The organism is Paenibacillus sp. RC73 (assembly GCF_044908085.1).
Lineage (GTDB): Bacteria > Bacillota > Bacilli > Paenibacillales > Paenibacillaceae > Paenibacillus > Paenibacillus terrae_A.
In genome coordinates this window covers 146097-164869 of the sequence record NZ_JBIYCV010000009.1, presented here as the reverse complement: position 1 = coordinate 164869, position 18773 = coordinate 146097, and the positions used below count along the sequence as shown (strand labels likewise).

Here is an 18773-nt window from a genome sequence, read left to right as displayed (position 1 = left end):
AATTTAATAACCCATGAATCCGTTCCCTGAAATAGTGTAGTCATTAAAATTATTTACTAACATTTGGTATTGTCCAGCTTCTGGTACCTTGATTTCAAATTTTGTATTCGTGCCTGTATATCTTCCAGAAACCATGCGAACCTTGCCCAAATAATCTCTACTCACGAGTGTATAACCAACATCAGGTTGAGACCAAGAACTATCATCTCCCCACTGCACCACACTTACAGGTACATACCCTGCATAACCAATTGAAAACTTATCTGACCAAAATCCATCGTTACGACCTAGGTGGCTAAATGACCAAGATGGCACAGCCATAGGGGAAATTTTTTCAATAGATTGAGTTTTATCACTTTTTACAATTACTGACTCCAGTGGAACTGCATTGGCTATAGCTTCATTATACTCCTCGAGCGTCAAGCCGCTCAAGAGCGTATCCGAATTAACAATTGAGGAGTAGGGTGGGAATAGGGACTGGTTAGAAGCGTCTTTAGCCGATGAAGATGAATCTGCATAAGAGCTTGCAGGATTCAGCCCAATGGCCACCAACATAATAACTAGCATTGTTACAAGAAGTTTTTTCACAGATAATTGCCTCCAAATACTAAATTTTAACAACTTTTATATGATAACACACAAAATAACCATCGTATATATTTTTTGAAATTTTTACATGATTGACATAAAATTTTGTTTTTCGGGATTTGATAAAAATCGCTACAGTTTGTCAAGGAATACCGCATTAAAGGAAGGAAACTATTCTACGACCCAAGTCCATGTCATTGTAAATACTCTGGCAACCCGTTGCGCTTCCGAACTGACTGGCAATCAAAGTCATGATGCGTAACCGGGTACGAAATACTAAATTTCAAAAAAAAAACGGCCGCCCCACTTGGATACTTTCTCTAGCAGCCCTTTTTAACAAGGGGCGAGAGCGCTCCAAAGTAGAACGACCGTTACATTTAATTCCTAGGCGTGTGCTTTCTTATTCCTACCACCAGGGTGGTGTTAATTGGAGGAACCTGCTGTTTTGACTTCCTCCAGCATTTTATCATTATAGCCAAAAATCCAGGTCAGGACAAAAGCTACTGCCATAGCAGCCACGTTCGCCAAGATATAAAGCGGAAGCTGATGATTCATGTAGAGCAACGTTCCCGGAATGACCGTAATAGCCATACCTGTTGCCGCCAAATGGAAGAGCGAAGCGATAAAGCCGCCGACCGCCCCACCGATGAGGCCCATGACAAATGGTTTCATATATCTCAGGTTGACCCCGAAAATAGCCGGCTCCGTAATCCCCAGAAAAGCGGACAACGAGGAAGGAAGCGCTAACGCCTTCAGCTTGCTGTTCTTCGTTTTCAGTCCAACCGCCAGACAAGCCGCACCTTGGGCAGCCATAGCGCAAGTAATGATCGCATTGAAGGCGTTTACGCCATTCTTTTCAAGCAGTTGAATTTCCAGAAAATTAAATATATGATGCACACCCGTAACTACGATAATCTGATGCAGAAAACCGATAACAATCCCTGCAATACCGAAAGGCAAATCCAGTACAAACGTCGTTCCTTGCAGTACCCACTCTTCGAAGGAATGGAAAACCGGACCGATGGCGAACAGCCCGAGTGTAATCATGATCAACAGTGTTAAAAACGGTGTAAGAATCAGATCCAGCGCTTCTGGCACCCGTTTGCGCAGCGCCCGCTCCAGCTTGGCTCCGATCAGGCCCACGAAGAAGGCTGGCAATACCGAGCCCTGATAGCCTACCACCGGAATGAATCCGAACATCGTCAAGGACTGGGCTGAGCCGTCCGCAACACTATAAGCGTTGGGCAGGGCCGGGTTCACCAGCATCAGACCAAGAACGATCCCCAGCACCGGACTGCCGCCGAATACTCTAAAGGCTGACCAGGCGATCAGCGCAGGTAGAAAAGCAAAAGCTGTATCCGTCAATACTTGGGTAAACAATAGAAAATTGGGTGAAATATCCTGCGGTGTCATGCCGAACAGGGCCAGAATTTGCGGCTGGGTAAGCAAGCCGCGCAATCCCATGAACAGCCCCGTAGCAACCAGCACCGGAATGATCGGCACAAACACATCGCCAAAGGTACGAATGGAGCGCTGGAAGACGTTGCCTTCCTTCTTCGCCTGACTCTTCACCTCTTCATTAGATGATCCGGTCACACCAAGTTTTTCAACCTCTTCAAAAATCTGATTTACTGTCCCTGTACCAAAAATAATCTGATATTGACCTGAATTAAAGAAAGCACCCTTGACCTTGTCGATCTCCTCAACCTTTTTCTGGTCAATCTTCTCCTTGTCATGCACCATAATCCGCAGGCGTGTCGCGCAGTGAGCAAAGGACGCAATATTATCCTTCCCACCGATTGCTTGGATCACTTCTTTGGCTATTTCACGGTTCTCCGCCATGATGTTCATCCTCTCGTTCATTCCGTTATGTTATTGATGATTAACGATCCACTTGATGATTTGAATATTCATGTAAAATCCCATTTTACCGCTTGGAAGAGAGCCTCTCCCTTGTCGGCAAAAAAGCGTATTTCGTCACTCTCTGGGTGCGGAAAAATACGACTGGTGAACACCTCTTCCCCATTATTGACGAAAATTTCAACCGAAGACGTATCCACGAACAGATGAAGCTTGATACGGTCCCCATTCACTGCGCACTGTCTTATCTCACCATACGAAGCAGCGACAGGCTCACCCGATTGCGAACGGTCCAACACAAGCTTGCGGCTAACGGCATCATATCGGATCACCGTTTTCTCGGTCGCACTTGCGCGGAATTCAATACCGCATGCCTTGGCGCTCAAAAGATCATACTCACAAATCAGCTCATAAGCCGTACCCTTGAAGCCCGTATAGGTTTTGCTCTCCGACGTTAATGTGTCGGCTACCCGTTCCTCACGCTTTCTACGAAGCGTAGTTAGCTCAGGTATTGGCCTTTGTATGAGTTTGCCCTCATGAAGCGTAAGCTCCCTCGGCAGCGTCAGGCAATGCGCCCATCCGTTCGGATCTGTCGGACAATCGATATCTGGTAATCCCATCCACGCCACCATAATACGCCGCCCCTGCGGGTCGATCATCGTCTGCGGTGCATAAAAGTCAAAGCCTCGGTCCAGCTCGCGGAATACGCCGTGCTCCAATATTCTGGTTTGGGTATCCAGCGGTTTGCCGATCACATAGCCCGACTGATAAATGTTGTGATACTCATCCCCGGAAGGCTCCAGGCCCTGAGGAGAAAATACCAATACACCCGAGCCGTCCAGTTCAAAATAATCCGGGCATTCCCACATGTAGCCAAACGTCTCCAGCCCTGTACGCAGTTCCCCCTGAAACTGCCACGTATGGAGGTCGGTTGACCGATAAAGGACGGCGCAGCCTGTTGCATTCGCTCTCTGGGCACCGATCACACAGTAAAAGCTGTCTCCGTCCTTCCACAGCTTGGGATCACGAAAATGATCCGTATATCCTTCCGGCACATTCGGAATAACGGGATGCTCCCATTTTGTAATGAGACCGCTCTCATCCATAACGGCAATACATTGATAAGGATGTCTGATCCAGTCCCCGTCACGTGTATTTCCCGTATATAGCATATACAGCTTGCCCTCATGCTCCATCGCGCTACCTGAATAAGCACCATGTGAATCAAAATAATCTCCCGGTGCGATACCGATGCCTGCGTCGTCCCATGTGACCAAATCTCTGGACTTCAAATGATACCAGTATTTCATTCCATGATCGGTTCCAAACGGGAACCACTGATAGAACAAATGGTATTCACCCTGATAATAAGAAAAGCCATTGGGATCATTGAGCAAGCCTGTCGATGGCTGAATATGAAACTCCTGCCGCCAGTGACATTGCTCCACCTTTTTCTCCAAGCTGGCTATTTCACCGGGCTCTGCCTGCTCAATCAGTCGATACTTTTGTTCTTTTGTCATTTTCATAGGTGTACCTCATTCTTATTAAAACTTCCGTCTCGGGAACCGGTTCCAATTTGATGAAAAAAATAATGTATAGGAACCGGTTCCTGTACGATTAAAAAAATATACTCATCCATGGATTTGCAACCGATTCCACTTGTGCCCGAGGCTATGGAACCGGTTTCGTAGAAATTATAATCCACCTGTTCAGCGTTTGTCAACGCTTTCTCTCTCTATAAGAGAATAATTCATAACAGTCACTTTCTCTACCGGTTTGTGTTCTACCAGCCGTACAATATTTTGCGCCGCTACGCGTCCTGCTTCCATGTAAGGATATTGCACGGTTGTTAGCGCAGGATGAATCACCTCCGTAATATCGTATCCCCCGAAGCCAGTCACCGACAATTCCGACGGAATGGCAATCCCTCTGGAATATGCCGCGTTGATCACGCCAAGCGCAATATTATCCGTAGCACACACCATTAACGACGGCTTAAATCCATCTAAAATCGCAGACGCAGCCACCCGTGCATCGGACATTTTAAAACCGGTTTCATAGTATCTGATATCGTACCCGGCGGATCGCTCCAGTTGCTTCACATCGTCCCTATGAGCTTGATTGGGCAATGCATCCCGAACAGCCTGCTTAAAGCCCTCCTTGCGCCGCACACCGACAGCGACATCCTTTTCCGTAACGCCGACGTAGGCAATTTCACGGTGGCCCTGTGACAGAACATATGCGCCGATATCATATCCCGCCCGGTAGTCATCATGGATAAGGCTGTGAAGCTGCGTGTGCTGCTGCCCCACCAGCAAAACCGGAATCGCAATGTCGCGGATCGCGGTCAGATGCTCGTCAGTAATTTCAGCAGCCAGTAAAATAATGCCGGAAATCTTTTGCCGACCCAACTCGTAAATGGCTTCGATTTCACGTTTCACATCCTGGCTCGTATTCGAGATCAGCATCTGATAATGCTGGGCCCGAAGTTCTTCATCTATACCCATCAGCGTATGGGATGTGGCAAAGGAATCCAGACGCGGCACAACGGTTCCGATAATGTTAGTTCGCTTTGCTTTCAGGCTCTGGGCAAAGGTATTAGGCACATAACCCGTGGCCTTGACCACCTTTTCAATTTTACGTCTCGTATCCACGCTGACAGCCCCGCCGTTCAAAAAACGGGATACCGTGCTCTTGGCCACGCCAGCCATTTGGGCTATATCTGCAATCGTCTTATTCATGAGGTCCCCCGGATTGTCTTCATTTTCACAAGCTTCCAAAACGTCTCTTTTATCATACCCTATAATACCATATGGCGGGGTTGGAATGCTGTGGCTCCAGACCCATCAAGGACAAAAAACACCGCTCCTTTCATTAAAGAAAGGAACGGCGTATCTTGGAAATAGAGTTTAAAAATCAAAGTTATCCGGATCGGGACCTACACGATGATTCGCATTTAACGCCTGAATTCGGTCCATATCCTCTTGCGTCAATTCAAAATCAAAAATGTCGGCATTTTCGACAATCCGATGCGCCTTGGTAGACTTGGGAATGGTGACAACTCCCTGCTGCACATCCCAGCGCAAAATCACTTGCGCCACCGATTTTCCATACTTGGTCGCTATGTCTTGCAGTACCGCATGATCAAGCAATTGGCCTTGCATTAACGGGGACCAGGCTTCCATTTGAATATTGTTCTTTTGACAGAATTGCAGTAGCTCGGTTTGTGTTAATTGTGGATGAAATTCCACCTGATTCACAGTTGGCGTGATTTCAGCATCCTTCATAAGGTCTTCCAAATGATGAATCTGGAAGTTGCTGACTCCGATAGCCTTGATCCGCCCTTCTTTATATAAGGACTCTAAAGCTCTCCAGGCTTCTTTATACTTCCCTTGAACCGGCCAATGAATCAGATACAGATCCAGATAGTCCAGACCCAGCTTGTCCAGGCTTGCTTCATAGGCTGCCCGTGTCTCTTCATACCCCAGATCGGCATTCCACACTTTGGACGTTACGAAAAGGTCTTCTCTGGACAGGTTATTTTCCCGAAGAGCTTCCCGGATGGCTTGTCCTACACTACTTTCGTTAGCATAGGCTGCGGCTGTATCTATACTGCGATAACCATGCTTCACAGCCGCCTTGATGGCATCGACCAGCTCTGAGCCTTCCTCCACCTTAAATACCCCGATTCCGAACCAAGGCATGTGAACTCCGTTGTGCAATGTTGTTGTGCTTTGTAAGTTTTGAGTCATTGTTTATCTTCCTTCCTAAATTATCTACTATATAAGCTGAACTAAAAGTTTCTTATCGTGCCACTACGCAGTCGGATGGTGCTTCCCATCGCCACCGCCCCCGGATTTCTTAAATGAAGCCTAGGTTTAAGGTAGAAATCCGGGGACAAAAGCGATCGCTTCGCTTGTACAGCCACCATTCCGACTACTCCGTTTTTGTGTTTCATTTTTCCAGTTCAACTTATATCCTCTGTATCTTTCATAAATATTCCATTTAAGCAGCAGCCGTATCCCTTTTTTCTAGCGTGCGACTCCAGCCTGTGAGAAGAACCGCAGCGAAAACCATAATCGCCCCGATCCAGGTCGTATGAATAAGACCCAAGGAATCAGTCACCCTTCCACCCACGTATGCTCCAATGGCTATCCCGGCGTTGAAGGCTGCAATATTGACGGCGGAAGCGACATCTACGGCTTTGGGGGCAAAACGTTCAGCCAACATCACCACATATACCTGTAGGCCGGGCACGTTCATGAACGCAAGCAATCCCATAAAAAAGATCGTAATCAGTCCAGCGGTTTTAAAAGGAGCTGTGAACAACAGAACGAGCAGGACAATTGCTTGAATCAGGAACATGTAAAATAAAGCTGAAAGCGGCTTGCGGTTTGCAGCTTTTCCACCCATAACATTCCCAATAGCAATCGCAATTCCATACAGCAAAAGAATAAACGTTACCGTACTCTGCTTAAATCCGGTTATGTCGTGAAGCAATGGAGATAAATAAGTAAACACCACAAACGTGCCTCCATACCCCAAGGCTGTAATGATAAATGCAAGCAGCAAGCGGCCATTGGTAACCAGTTTGACTTGCTCGCGGAAAGGGGTTCTGTTCCCCTTTCGCAGAGTGGATGGCAGCAAAATCAGATTCGCAATGAGTGCCACCACACCGACGATCACAATCGCCATGAAGGCCGCTCGCCAGCCCCATTGCTGCCCGATAAAGGTTCCCAAGGGTACACCCGTGACCGTGGCTACGGTCAGCCCGGAGAACATAATGGAAATGGCACTGGCTCGGCGGTCATTGGGTACAAGATCGGCTGCGATGGTGGAGCCAATGGACATGAACACCCCGTGGGAGAACGCCGAGACCACGCGCGCAATCAGCAGCATGACAATTCCACCGGAGAACGCTGCGAGGCTGTTGCCTGCAATAAATACAATCATGATCCACAGCAGCAGCGTTTTACGGGGAACACTTGATGTTAACGAGGTCAAAACGGGAGCCCCGATGGTTACCCCTAAGGCATACAACGTGACGGTTAAGGCGGACATGGTTACGGATATGTGCAAGTCCTCAGCGATCAGGGGAAGCAGTCCCACGCTGATGAACTCGGTTGTCCCAATGGCAAAGGCGCTTACGGCTAAAGCCAGTAATGGCCAAATACTTCGTTTTGAGTCTGACGACATGTCTTTCACTCCTATCTTTATTTCTGCCTGTAGAAATCTTCGACCAGCAGATGTTATTATGAGTTATTCAGGCAAGTATGAACAGTACGTACTTTTTAGTGATATAGGTACCAAAAAGTACCCTAAACAAAAGGTGAAACACACGGAGGGATCGACATTGGGTCAGAAAAAATACAATATCTCGGTTGAGGCGACTTTAGAGGTTATCGGTGGGAAATGGAAGTGTGTAATCCTGTGTCATTTGACACATGGGAAAATGCGGACAAGCGAATTGAAACGCATCATGCCTTCGATTACACAAAAAATGCTGACGCAGCAGCTCCGGGAATTAGAGGAAGACGGCATCGTCAATCGAATTAGCTACAATCAGGTGCCTCCCAAAGTGGAGTACGAGCTTAGTGAATACGGATGTAGTCTGAAGGGCATTTTGGATTCTCTGTGCGCCTGGGGAGAAAAGCATATTATTAAAGAGTACGGGGATAAATCCGCTGTACTGGAGGATAACATTCTTAACAAGCTGTAAAAAAGAGTACACCCTTTCCTTCTTCCTAAGTCCTTGTACCCTTGATGAAGCTTTGTACAATAATTTACAATGTAAAAAGTTTCACATACTCTACTTTGGGAAGAAGGATCATGCACAATGAAAAAAAACTGGAGAGTTTGCTTGTCCAGCATGTTTGCTATTTTCCTGGTTGTGTCGGCAACCGGATGTAATGCTCAGCCCGCCACTTCCAAATCTACGAACACTTCGTCTTCACCGACTAGCGACGCCCATGCGGTTGTTCAGAAAAATCCACACTGGTCCTATGAGGGAGATGAGGGACCGGAGCATTGGGGAGAGCTGGAAAAGGATTTCGCCGCTTGTGGTAGCGGCCACGAACAATCCCCTGTCAACATAGAACATACTCGAATGGAAGCTTCGCAAACGCAGCAGCCGATACAGGTTCACTACACCAATACGAAAGTATCCATTCTGAATAATGGACACACCGTTCAAATCAATGCAGCCAGCCCCGGTAATAATATTGTACTGGACGGTACTAAATTCACTTTAAAGCAGTTTCACTTCCATCATCCCAGTGAACACCAAATAGATGGTAAAAATGCCGATATGGAGCTTCATTTTGTTCATCAGGGTGACAACGGCAGCACCGCCGTCTTAGGCGTACTCATTCAAGGCGGCAAGGAGAATGAGGCTTTCAGCCGTATTTGGTCCAAACTGCCAAAAGATGTTTCCCAGGAAGAGGCTCTGGAGGGAGAACTGAATCTCGCTACTCTTCTGCCGAAGGACCTGCACTCGATTCGCTATAACGGATCTCTGACCACTCCGCCTTGCACAGAGCATGTGAACTGGACAGTGCTGGAACAACCCATTGAAATGTCGGCCGACCAAATCAGTCAGTTCGCCACCCTTTTTCCCGATAACCATCGTCCTGTACAACAACTGGGAGCCCGTGAACTGACTGCCGATAAATAATGAAATAAGTACCCTACGACAACTAACAGAAACTCTGCCGCCGCTGACAGTAAAATACCAAGAAGCCCCTCTGTCCATAAGATAAACAGGGGGGCTTCTTGGTTATTTTAGTGGTTGCCAGTCTTTACAAATGAACCAGTTCCTCCACCTTTACTGGCTGACCTGTACGAATAGAACGGTTGGCGGCAATACCGGTCAAAATGGACCATGCACCGTCGATATGTGAGGCTGCGCGATGAAACCGATCATCTGCTGGCTTATCAAAAATATCCCGCAGCATGACCGGATCACCACCGCCATGACCACCCACGCCTTCCTCTACCTCCACCTCATAAGGTGCTGCAAAGTGGGGATAGATCGTAATGGTTTTTTCTTTTAACGCCCCCTCGTCTGCCTTACTGCCCCCGGAATTAACGTAGGATTGCTCGGATACCCGAACCTCCATTCGTCCCTTGGTGCCGTTGAACACGATGATAAAGCCCTCCCAAGGCATGTAAGCATTCAGCGAGTAGTTCATGACTGTCTTGTTCTTGTACTTCACCATGACACTAAGCGTGTCCTCAATGCTAATATTGTCGCCAAATACGCTTTGATCCCGCACATAGCCATCCTCATGCTCGGCATCCAGATACATGCTTTTCAGGTGCTCGTTACGGTCCAGATGCAACGCAAAAGGATCATCTTCTGCCGCCTTGCTGCCGTAAGCCCGTTGATAGAACTCAGTCACACCACGTTGTTCCGCATTTTCCCGGCCATAAAATTTCAGATCGCCCATCGCATACACGGTCTCCGGCTTTGAGCCGAGCCAAAAGTTCATTAGATCGAAATGATGCGTCGATTTATGCACCAGCAGACCGCCGCTATTGCGCTTATCCCGGTGCCAGCGACGGAAATAATCCGCACCATGCTGTGTGTTCAGCAGCCATTCGAAATTGACCGACAAGATATCACCAAGCGTCCCGTCCATAATAATCTCGCGGATTTTCGTATTATGCGGCGCATAGCGGTAGTTAAAGGTGACGCGTAGCTTGCGTCCCGTGCGATCTATGGCGTCCAAAATATCCTGGCATTTATCCTCATCCACCGTCATCGGCTTCTCGGAAATAACATCACAGCCCAGCTCCATCGCCCGGATAATATACTGATGATGCACACGGTCAATGGTCGTGACGATCACGATATCCGGCTTCGTTTCTGCAATCATTCGTTCAAATTCATGGGCTTTATAGGTCTGAATCGGCTCGTGCTCATATTTCTCCTGCAACAGCCGATTGGCATAGTCCATTCTCGTCTGATTGACGTCACAGAACGCGATCAGCTCCGAGGTATCCTTGAAAACGGTAACAACTTCACCGTAAAAAAATTCGGCTCTTCCTCCAGTACCCACAAGTGCATATTTGATTTTAGCCAATTGGCACACACCCTTTGCATGAATTACTTTTATTTTATAGTATAAGAAAGAGCGAATTCTTCGCATTTATTGTGAATTCGTCCTTAAAGTATACATATATTATCCATTTGAATTTTCTCGTAAAGGAGACCGTTGATGTGATCGCCACACCCCGTTTTGCCATCGAGCAAGCGCTACGGACAGAGCCGTTCAGCATGTCCGCTGACCATGTTCACCAAGCACATGAAATCTATTATCTGCTGGCAGGAGAGCGCTACTATTACATTAATCAGCGGGTATACGCTCTACAGAAGGGCGATCTGATCTGGATCAGCAAACACGATTTTCATCGCACGAGCAACAAGGGCAACGGTAGCCATGAACGGATTCTGATCAATTTTGATGAAGCGTTTGTTGCCACGTCGATGCCTGACGCCCCGTCCAGCGATCAGAAGCAGCCCCTCCTGCCGGAGAAAAGCTTTCTGCTTCGCCCTTCGGCGGAGGAACAGCGCGAGCTGGAGCATCTGTTCCAGCAAATGCTGGATGAGTATCATCAAGACCATGCATACCGCCATATGTATCTCCAAAGCTTGCTGCTCCAGCTGCTTATCCGAATCGGCCGCATACAATCCTCCACCCCCGACACCATTGCGCCAGAACGCAGCGAGAAGCAGCAGCGAGTGTATGCGGTCATCGAATACCTGCATGCCCATTATGCGGAGAGGCTGACCCTGGATCAACTGGCACGGCATTTTTATATCAGCAGTACGTATTTGTGCCGTATTTTCAAGCAGACCACAGGCTTTACCTTAGTAGAGTATCTTCAGGATGTCCGGGTTCAGCAAGCACGAGCGTATCTGAGAGAAACGAGCTGGAAGGTGACCGCCATTGCTGAAAAAACGGGCTTTGACAGCATCGCTCACTTTGGTCGTGTGTTCAAGCAATTAACTGGACATACCCCGTTACAGTATCGAAAAGAACAGAAAAAGGAGCAGGGAAACGCCCCTACCCCTTGATACCTGTCAAGGTAATGCCTTCGATAATTTGTTTTTGAGCAATCATATAGACGAGCAGCACCGGAACCGTGAATTTCTCCGGTGTATTGAGATAGATAAGCAGTAGGTTATTTTCGCTTTAAGAAATTTTTTGTAGCTTGGTAAGCGAATAAGTGCGGCCACCGTCTGAAGTATAATGATAATTAAATGGACTTAAGAACTCACAAACTTGGAATGTGTCCAAATTAATAACGATGTAATTAGGACCATACGAAAAATCGGTATGCTCTGTTCCAAAGGTTCTCGGAGTTTTAAGACCAGAAAGATCGAAGTAATCCATAATGTGCGTTACATCTCCCTCTACATTACGATAATAGCTGTTCATATAGAGCCATGATCCCTTACTGATATCAATCAGTAAGGCATTTGGAGCGGAATAGGGTACACTACTGGAGAATGACCCCAAATATACACCCTTTACTTCAGCTACTGACATGCTCATATCTCTAGCGGAATACCCATTCGGGGTATACCATGTTTCGGAATTTTCCCATTTGAGTCCTGTCAAGATATTATCTCCGTTACTGCGGATTGTTGAAAGATTATAATACAAGACGACTCTGGAAAGGTCCGCTGTACAATTGATAATGGCAGAAGCACCCGATGGATTTGAAGCATTCCACATCAATTTATAGTTACCTCTTTCTTCACCTGTTGCAGAACCAATTACAATCGCATATTTACCTGCCGGGATATTAACGTATGAGTGACCTCCGTTTGCTTTAACACCCCATCCAGTAGAACTGCCTAATGAGCCGTTGGCATTGACATTGTACAGAATAGCCAACAAATTTGTATTGCTGGAATCCAGCTTTAGAAATGAAAGCTGCTTTGCAGTGAGAGAAACCACATAACTATCAAATGATTCACTGAGAGTGCCATCTCCTACAAATACAGGTTCGGAGATACCCCATGCGCTTTGCGGTTTAACGGTTCTGCTCTGGGTAGAATCTGTGGAAATCTTTTTCGCTTCGTTCGGAGATATTTCATCTAGATTATCAAATTTTTGAGTATCCATTGCAGAATACGGTATCGAGGGCATGGATTGAATTTCTGTATTCTTCGCCTCTTCCTTAGCCACTTGCGGTGTTGTTTCACTTGCCGCGAAAGAGGGAACTACTAAAACACCGTACATGAGCAGTACTGCCAAAATATAACTAACGCTTTTTTTGACAAATTTCATATTGTACTCCTTTCACGATTTAGATACTTTATTTTTCAAAATTGCCGCCATATAAGCATCGTTCTGGGCAAGCCACGAAGCATGATAATCTCTAAAATGCATAACGTAAAAGTCTATTTCACTCGCATTCTCCTTTCGTAGTTTTGAATATGAGTCAATCGTTTCTTCTGTTGTGTCTAGATTATCAAACAGTACAGAAGAAATTTCAATGGACTGGCGTAGATAGTATGTTGATGACGTAAACAGCATGAAATACGAGTAAATTTCCGTTTTACAAGAAGGCATACTGTATTCATAATATTCACTGCAATACATCATCTGAGTATACCTCAAGCAGGTTATTAATATAATTTCTGCTCACGGGAAGATGGGTAATCTCATGACCATTGAAAATATCGACGGAATATGGATAAGTTATTTTTACTCTGTAGATTTTAGATTTTGCAATCACATATGACCTATGTATCTGGATGAAATTCTCACAGCCTAATAACTGCATAACTTTATTTAATGTTCCTCTAAGATAGATTGCCTCTTTTGTTGTATGATAGATTATTGTATGATTATTCACTTCCACAAAAACTATATCACTTTGACGAACAATATTTATCGTGGACTCTGATATAATAGTAAATACTCGTTCCGGTTTTTTTCGCTTCACTACCCTATCCAAAAATAGCGAAAGTCGCTTCTCGTCAATAGGTATTTTCAAGAAGCCCATTGCTTCAACTAAATATCCGTCAATAGCACGAGCAGAATCAACTGTAACAAAAATGATAGGTACCTGATTCCCCATTTTCCGGATATGCTTTGCTGTAGTCATCCCATCAATATCTTCTTCACTACTTAGCGAAGTATCGAGCAAAACTACGTCTATATCTATGTGAGCATTAAGATATTGAATTAATTTCTGGGACGAATAAAAATCAGCACATTTCAGCTCTATATTTTTATTTAAAGCCCACTGAGATATAGACGCTTTTAACGCATCGCCCCAATAACATTCGTCTTCACAAATTACGACTTTCACGGCATACCACTCCTTCATTTGTACAGTTAAGATACAAGTGTTGAAAATCCACGGTCGCTACAGCCTGCGGTGCTTTGACACCTCAGAATAGGATTTCGAAGTACCTTGTAGAATTGTTACATTTAAGGAATTCAGAGCGCCTCGATGAAGCTTTTGTCGCCTCGACAACAACAACTTCTACATGGACGACTCGAATTCCTTGCTTGTTTTTAAGGCAAAATTCTGACTTTTTAAGGGGTAACTAATCAGAACCTGGAAAACGGATTTTAGCAAAAGCATACGCCGTCATAAACGCGCTAATCAGCATAGCTGTCACAACGATCACCGTAATGCCAAAACCATCCCAGTTTACAAAGCTTAAGTAAAGCGCATACAGCAGCGGCAATAGCGAAAAACATAACAGACCCAGAAACTGGGGGCTAATGAATAGATAGCCCCACAGCGCTTGATGCTTTTTCTGCATCTTGTCACCTTCCTCCCCGGTCACGGCCTTATTCCGTGCCTACTTGACCGCCTTGGATATGATCTGATTCAGCTTCTCAATCGTTGCCGTCGCATCCTGCTTGCCGAGGAACATCAGGTCAATCGTCTCCGTGATATCCGAGTTTAATCCCGGTACCTGAGCGTCGTAGGCTAATGCGGAACCATGCGCATTCCCTTTGTCACGTCCTTCGGTCAAATAGCTTGAATGCTCAATCATCGCCTTTTTCATAATGCTCTCATCTGCTGCGGCAAGCGTACCCATGGCATTCCCACCTTCAACCAGTCGCGCCTCCTGCCCCTTCACCGAGACGTAGAATGCGGCCAACTTCATGGCCTCTTGCAGATGCGGACTGTTTTTGTTTACGGCTACGTAAGCAACCGGAATGGCGACAGGTTCATTTTTGCCCGTATTGGAAGGCCAGTAAATATAATCAAAGTCGAGACTTTTATTTTGACTGAACAAGGGCTCCAGCCATCTTCCCGCCGCCAGCATACCGACCTGGTTGGACATGAACATCGCATCTGCTCCCTGCCCCTTGGGAAGCGAACCGAGATATACCGCATTTCCCTTGTTCACCATATCGTACATGAAGCGGAAGGCTTCCTTGCCCTTTTCATTGTGATCCAGTACATACTTGCCTTGTTCATCAAAAATCCGGCCACCATTCGACCACACCCATGAATACCAGTGAGCCCACCAGTTTTCTGCAATATAGCCCTGCTTTCCGGCAGCTTTCAGCTTCGATGTGACTTCCTCAAAAGCGTCCCAGTTCCACTTGCCCTCGTCATAATATTGCTGCGGTGTCTTCACACCGGCATCCTTAAAGACCTTTTTGTTGTAATACATCACCATCGGATTCGAGTCGGGAGTGACCCCGTAGATTTCCCCATCACGCTTCGCCGGACCCCACAATCCTTCTGGAAAATCCTCGGCTTTTACATCACTGGCATCACTTTTTAAAAATTCACCCAAAGGCTGTACCTGCTTCGCCCCAATCAAACGCGCAATGGTCGGCTCATACGAATAAAACACGTCCGGCCCGCGGCTTCCCTGAAGTTGGGTCAGCAGCTTTTGCTCATATTGGTCTCCCGGTACAGGCACCAGCTTAACCTCAATATTCGGGTTTTCCTTCTCAAAGGCATCCAGTGCCCGCTGGTACACCTTCACCTCCGCAGGATTCCCCCAGACTTGCATGGTCAGCCGGACTTTTTTCCCTTCCGTGTTTTCCAGCTTGGGAGAGGTAGTGCAAGCCGCTGCAAGTAAAAACAGAACACTGAGAAAAAAACCAATTTTTATCCAGCTCATGTAATTGTCCATCTTAACCGCCTCCTGTAGCTTCGCATAGTTGTATGTCACCCTGGTTTGAAGCGCTTACAAAAACTTCTCTTATCATCATATGTAAAAGAGGGAGACGCGATATACCCATTTTTCATGTATAACTAAAATTTTCACTTCCTGACGGAACTTTCCCCTATATAGTGTAAAACGAAGAAGGCAGCCTTTGGATCAAGGCCGCCTTAAATGTGTTATTGAAATGTAGAGACTACTTTCAGCTACAAAACGGACAACGCTCCCTCAGGCTGCTCTGCTCTGACAAGCAAAGCTGCTTGGGCGGCGGCAATGCGGGCAAATGGCACCCGGTACGGTGAGCAGCTGACATAGTCCAATCCGCTGCGGTGACAAAAGAGAATAGACTCACTATCCCCGCCATGCTCCCCACAGATACCTGTCTCCAGAAAAGGCTTTTTCTCCTTACCCTTGATAACAGCCCATTCGATCAATTTGCCTACGCCATCCTGATCCAACACCTGAAAAGGGTTCGTATCCAGAATATTCTTTTCCATATAGGAGCCGAGGAATTTACCTTCGGCATCATCCCGACTGTAACCAAAGGTCATTTGTGTCAGATCATTGGTTCCAAAGGAGAAAAAGTCGGCGTACTGGGCCACGCTGTCTGCCAGCAGGGCGGCTCTTGGAACCTCAATCATGGTGCCCACCCGATACCTGAACCACTTAAACTCTTCGCTAAGCACCTGAGCTGCCACCTCATCGACCAGTTCTCTCATCTGCTTGAGTTCATTCGAATGACCGACCAGCGGAATCATAATCCCTGGTCTCACATCCACGCCCCTGCGCAGTGCTGCTTCCGCGGCCTTAAAGATCGCTTCAACCTGCATATCGTATATCTCCGGAAACAGAATGCCCAGCCGAACACCGCGCAATCCCAGCATAGGGTTAATCTCCCGCAGGTCGTGCACCTTGGAGATGGTGCTTTTAAGACGTTGAAGCTCCTCCACATGGCCGCCGGAAAGCTCAAGCTCCCGCTGTTGCTCCTGAAGCTGCTCCAGGTTCGGCAGGAACTCATGTAATGGCGGGTCCAGCAGGCGAATCGTCATCGGTAAACCGTCCATCGCACTGAACATAGCCTCAAAGTCGGATTGTTGCATTTGGAGTATACGATTCAAATGCAGAACCCGCTCCTCCTGATCCTCGGCCAAAATCATCGCCTGAACGATAGGCAGCCGTTGGCCCGAGAAAAACATATGCTCTGTCCGGCACAGCCCGATGCCCTCAGCTCCAAATTCCCGAGCTTTGGCGGCGTCGAGTGGCGTATCCGCATTGGTGTAGACCTTCAACGTCCGAATTTCATCCGCAATCTCCAGCAGCTTCAGCAGCTCCGGTGTAATGACTGGCTCGTTGAGCAACAAACTGCCTTGGTACACCTGCCCAGAGGTCGAATCGATCGAAATATTTTCCCCTTCCTGAAAGGTCAGGTTACCGATACTAACGCTCCGACTGTACAGGTCAATGCTCAACGCGTCGCAGCCGCAAATGCAGGGTTTACCCATGCCTCTCGCAACCACAGCGGCATGGCTGGTCATTCCCCCTCGACTCGTCAGCACGCCTTCGGCGGCGATAATTCCGTGAACATCGTCGGGTGAGGTCTCTACACTGACAAGGATGACTTTCTGCCCATCCTTCGTCCAGTTCTCTGCCGTATCTGCGTCGAATACAATCCGTCCACTTGCTGCGCCGGGCGATGCAGGCAGACCTTGGGCAATCGCAACCAGCGATGTGGAAGCATCAATGGAGCGATGTAGCAGTTGTTCCATGTGGGACGGTTCGATCCGTTGGATAGCCTCCTCTTGGCTGATAATCCCTTCCTCTACCAGATCTACAGCTATTTTTACAGCCGCCTGCGCTGTTCTTTTGCCGCTACGCGTCTGTAGCAGATACAGATTTCCTTTTTCAATCGTAAATTCGATATCCTGCATATCCCGGTAATGGCGTTCTAACAAGGAAGCCAGCTCTTCCAGACGACCATAGACTAACGGCTGCTCTTCCAAAAGTTGAGGAATAGGGTTGGGCGTTCTTATCCCTGCCACGACGTCCTCTCCCTGAGCATTTACCATATACTCACCATACAGTTCATTCACACCTGTGGATGGGTTGCGGGTAAATAACACACCTGTTCCACTGTCATTGCCGAGATTGCCAAACACCATCGCCTGAATGTTCACTGCTGTTCCTTGTTCATCTGGAATGCCGTAAGCCTTCCGGTACACCTTGGCACGCATATTGTTCCAGCTGCGGAATACAGCCTCTACTGCCAGCTGCAGCTGTTTATACACATCCTGTGGGAACGGCTGTCCGCTCTGCTGCGCGACAAGCTCTTTATAATGTGCGATCAGTTCCTTCCATTCTTCCGCGCTAACCTCCTGGTCAGTGCCACGCCCATGGGTCTGCTTGCTCTGCTCCTGAAGCTGGTCAAAATAATTGGATTCGATACCCAGCACCACTTCGCCAAACATTTGAATAAATCTGCGGTAACAGTCATAGGCGAAGGTTTCATTTCCCGTCTGCTCTGCCAATCCACGCACGGTTTCATCATTCAGACCCAGATTCAGTATCGTGTCCATCATACCGGGCATTGAGGCTACCGAGCCTGAGCGGACAGATACCAGCAAAGGCCGCTCCGTATCTCCGAATATAGCCGACTGGGCTTCCTCAACGTCGTGCAGGGCAATGACGATTTCTCCCAACAAACCCTCCGGGAGCTTGCCGCCGGAAGTAAAGTAGGCTCGACACGCCTCGGTAGTCACCGTAAAGCCGGGAGGGATCGGGAGACCCAGTGTCGTCATTTCCGCTAGATTGGCGCCTTTTCCTCCTAGTAGCGCTTTCATCCCCAACTTACCTTCGTTAAATGAGTACACTCTTTTCAACATTGAATTCATTCCCTCCACTTATCGAGATACATGCCTGAACTGATCTATAGGTTTACTTAAAGTTGTAACACAAAATAAGTGGTTATTTCAATATATAATACGTAATATATATTTATTATATTTGTTTATGACGTTTTAAATATTGATAAACCTCATTTATAAAACACTTTAATTCGTGGTTAGCCGTATATTGGGATAGAGTGATTCTATCCCAACCTACCTGTCCATCCTGCAATTCAGGACGGGTTCCAAAAACAAAAAAACGTCTGTTTGTACAGACGTCC

The 18773-nt window shown here is 47.0% G+C and carries 14 protein-coding genes and 2 pseudogenes; 3 read left to right on the top strand and 13 right to left on the bottom strand.

Features of this window, described 5'->3' with window-relative positions; genetic code table 11:
• Positions 1 to 3 precede the first annotated feature (3 nt).
• From ABH897_RS20915 to ABH897_RS20890, 6 genes are all read right to left on the bottom strand, one after another.
• Entirely contained in the window at positions 4 to 588 is a 585-nt protein-coding gene (locus ABH897_RS20915) for a hypothetical protein (RefSeq protein WP_283654216.1), read from the bottom strand.
• Positions 589 to 1011: 423 nt separating this feature from the next.
• Positions 1012 to 2430, bottom strand: a complete 1419-nt coding sequence (locus ABH897_RS20910) for a sucrose-specific PTS transporter subunit IIBC (RefSeq protein ID WP_404592661.1) — start codon at positions 2428 to 2430, stop codon at positions 1012 to 1014.
• Between the two features lie 68 nt (positions 2431 to 2498).
• Complete coding sequence (locus ABH897_RS20905) at positions 2499 to 3974, bottom strand: glycoside hydrolase family 32 protein (protein ID WP_404592660.1); 1476 nt, start codon at positions 3972 to 3974, stop codon at positions 2499 to 2501.
• 183 nt (positions 3975 to 4157) lie between these two features.
• A complete protein-coding gene (locus tag ABH897_RS20900) occupies positions 4158 to 5189 on the bottom strand; it encodes a LacI family DNA-binding transcriptional regulator (RefSeq protein ID WP_283654213.1) in 1032 nt (343 codons plus the stop codon).
• Positions 5190 to 5357: 168 nt separating this feature from the next.
• Positions 5358 to 6200: an aldo/keto reductase gene (locus tag ABH897_RS20895; protein WP_404592659.1), complete on the bottom strand. Its 843-nt coding sequence runs from the start codon at positions 6198 to 6200 to the stop codon at positions 5358 to 5360.
• A 253-nt stretch (positions 6201 to 6453) separates the two neighbouring features.
• On the bottom strand, positions 6454 to 7644 hold the full coding sequence (locus tag ABH897_RS20890; RefSeq protein ID WP_283654211.1) for an MFS transporter: 1191 nt from the start codon (positions 7642 to 7644) through the stop codon (positions 6454 to 6456).
• 157 nt (positions 7645 to 7801) lie between these two features.
• On the opposite strand from ABH897_RS20890, the gene ABH897_RS20885 reads away from it, so the two are divergent.
• Together ABH897_RS20885 and ABH897_RS20880 are read left to right on the top strand one after the other, a co-directional pair.
• Positions 7802 to 8167, top strand: coding sequence for a winged helix-turn-helix transcriptional regulator (locus ABH897_RS20885; protein ID WP_014279306.1), 366 nt, complete (start codon positions 7802 to 7804; stop codon positions 8165 to 8167).
• Positions 8168 to 8284: 117 nt separating this feature from the next.
• Entirely contained in the window at positions 8285 to 9121 is an 837-nt protein-coding gene (locus ABH897_RS20880; protein ID WP_404592658.1) for a carbonic anhydrase, read from the top strand.
• Between the two features lie 124 nt (positions 9122 to 9245).
• Here the strand turns inward: ABH897_RS20880 and ABH897_RS20875 are convergent, their stop codons facing one another.
• Positions 9246 to 10532, bottom strand: a complete 1287-nt coding sequence (locus tag ABH897_RS20875) for a Gfo/Idh/MocA family protein (RefSeq protein WP_044644947.1) — start codon at positions 10530 to 10532, stop codon at positions 9246 to 9248.
• 137 nt (positions 10533 to 10669) lie between these two features.
• On the opposite strand from ABH897_RS20875, the gene ABH897_RS20870 reads away from it, so the two are divergent.
• Positions 10670 to 11527, top strand: coding sequence for a helix-turn-helix transcriptional regulator (locus ABH897_RS20870; RefSeq protein WP_283654209.1), 858 nt, complete (start codon positions 10670 to 10672; stop codon positions 11525 to 11527).
• On the opposite strand, the pseudogene ABH897_RS20865 reads toward ABH897_RS20870, so the two are convergent.
• The 6 genes and pseudogenes from ABH897_RS20865 to ppdK all read right to left on the bottom strand — a co-directional run.
• A pseudogene (locus tag ABH897_RS20865) lies at positions 11517 to 11627 on the bottom strand (carbohydrate ABC transporter permease); the annotation flags it as partial. The gene ABH897_RS20870 and the pseudogene ABH897_RS20865 overlap by 11 nt on opposite strands.
• A gap of 18 nt (positions 11628 to 11645) precedes the next feature.
• On the bottom strand, positions 11646 to 12749 hold the full coding sequence (locus tag ABH897_RS20860; protein WP_283654208.1) for a hypothetical protein: 1104 nt from the start codon (positions 12747 to 12749) through the stop codon (positions 11646 to 11648).
• Between the two features lie 301 nt (positions 12750 to 13050).
• On the bottom strand, positions 13051 to 13779 hold the full coding sequence (locus tag ABH897_RS20855; protein WP_404592657.1) for a LytR/AlgR family response regulator transcription factor: 729 nt from the start codon (positions 13777 to 13779) through the stop codon (positions 13051 to 13053).
• 316 nt (positions 13780 to 14095) lie between these two features.
• Positions 14096 to 14242, bottom strand: a pseudogene (locus ABH897_RS20850) (sugar ABC transporter permease); the annotation flags it as partial.
• Between the two features lie 39 nt (positions 14243 to 14281).
• Positions 14282 to 15580, bottom strand: coding sequence for an ABC transporter substrate-binding protein (locus ABH897_RS20845; RefSeq protein ID WP_404520901.1), 1299 nt, complete (start codon positions 15578 to 15580; stop codon positions 14282 to 14284).
• Between the two features lie 236 nt (positions 15581 to 15816).
• Complete coding sequence (ppdK, locus tag ABH897_RS20840) at positions 15817 to 18489, bottom strand: pyruvate, phosphate dikinase (protein ID WP_283654204.1); 2673 nt, start codon at positions 18487 to 18489, stop codon at positions 15817 to 15819.
• Positions 18490 to 18773: the final 284 nt, after the last annotated feature.

Coding starts and splice junctions, on each gene's coding strand:
- ABH897_RS20860 (WP_283654208.1), bottom strand. CDS start 12,749: ATGAAATTTGTCAAAAAAAGCGTTAGTTATATTTTGGCAGTACTGCTC.
- ABH897_RS20905 (WP_404592660.1), bottom strand. CDS start 3,974: ATGAAAATGACAAAAGAACAAAAGTATCGACTGATTGAGCAGGCAGAG.
- ABH897_RS20845 (WP_404520901.1), bottom strand. CDS start 15,580: ATGGACAATTACATGAGCTGGATAAAAATTGGTTTTTTTCTCAGTGTT.
- ABH897_RS20890 (WP_283654211.1), bottom strand. CDS start 7,644: ATGTCGTCAGACTCAAAACGAAGTATTTGGCCATTACTGGCTTTAGCC.
- ABH897_RS20900 (WP_283654213.1), bottom strand. CDS start 5,189: ATGAATAAGACGATTGCAGATATAGCCCAAATGGCTGGCGTGGCCAAG.
- ABH897_RS20910 (WP_404592661.1), bottom strand. CDS start 2,430: ATGGCGGAGAACCGTGAAATAGCCAAAGAAGTGATCCAAGCAATCGGT.
- ppdK (WP_283654204.1), bottom strand. CDS start 18,489: ATGTTGAAAAGAGTGTACTCATTTAACGAAGGTAAGTTGGGGATGAAA.
- ABH897_RS20895 (WP_404592659.1), bottom strand. CDS start 6,200: ATGACTCAAAACTTACAAAGCACAACAACATTGCACAACGGAGTTCAC.
- ABH897_RS20880 (WP_404592658.1), top strand. CDS start 8,285: ATGAAAAAAAACTGGAGAGTTTGCTTGTCCAGCATGTTTGCTATTTTC.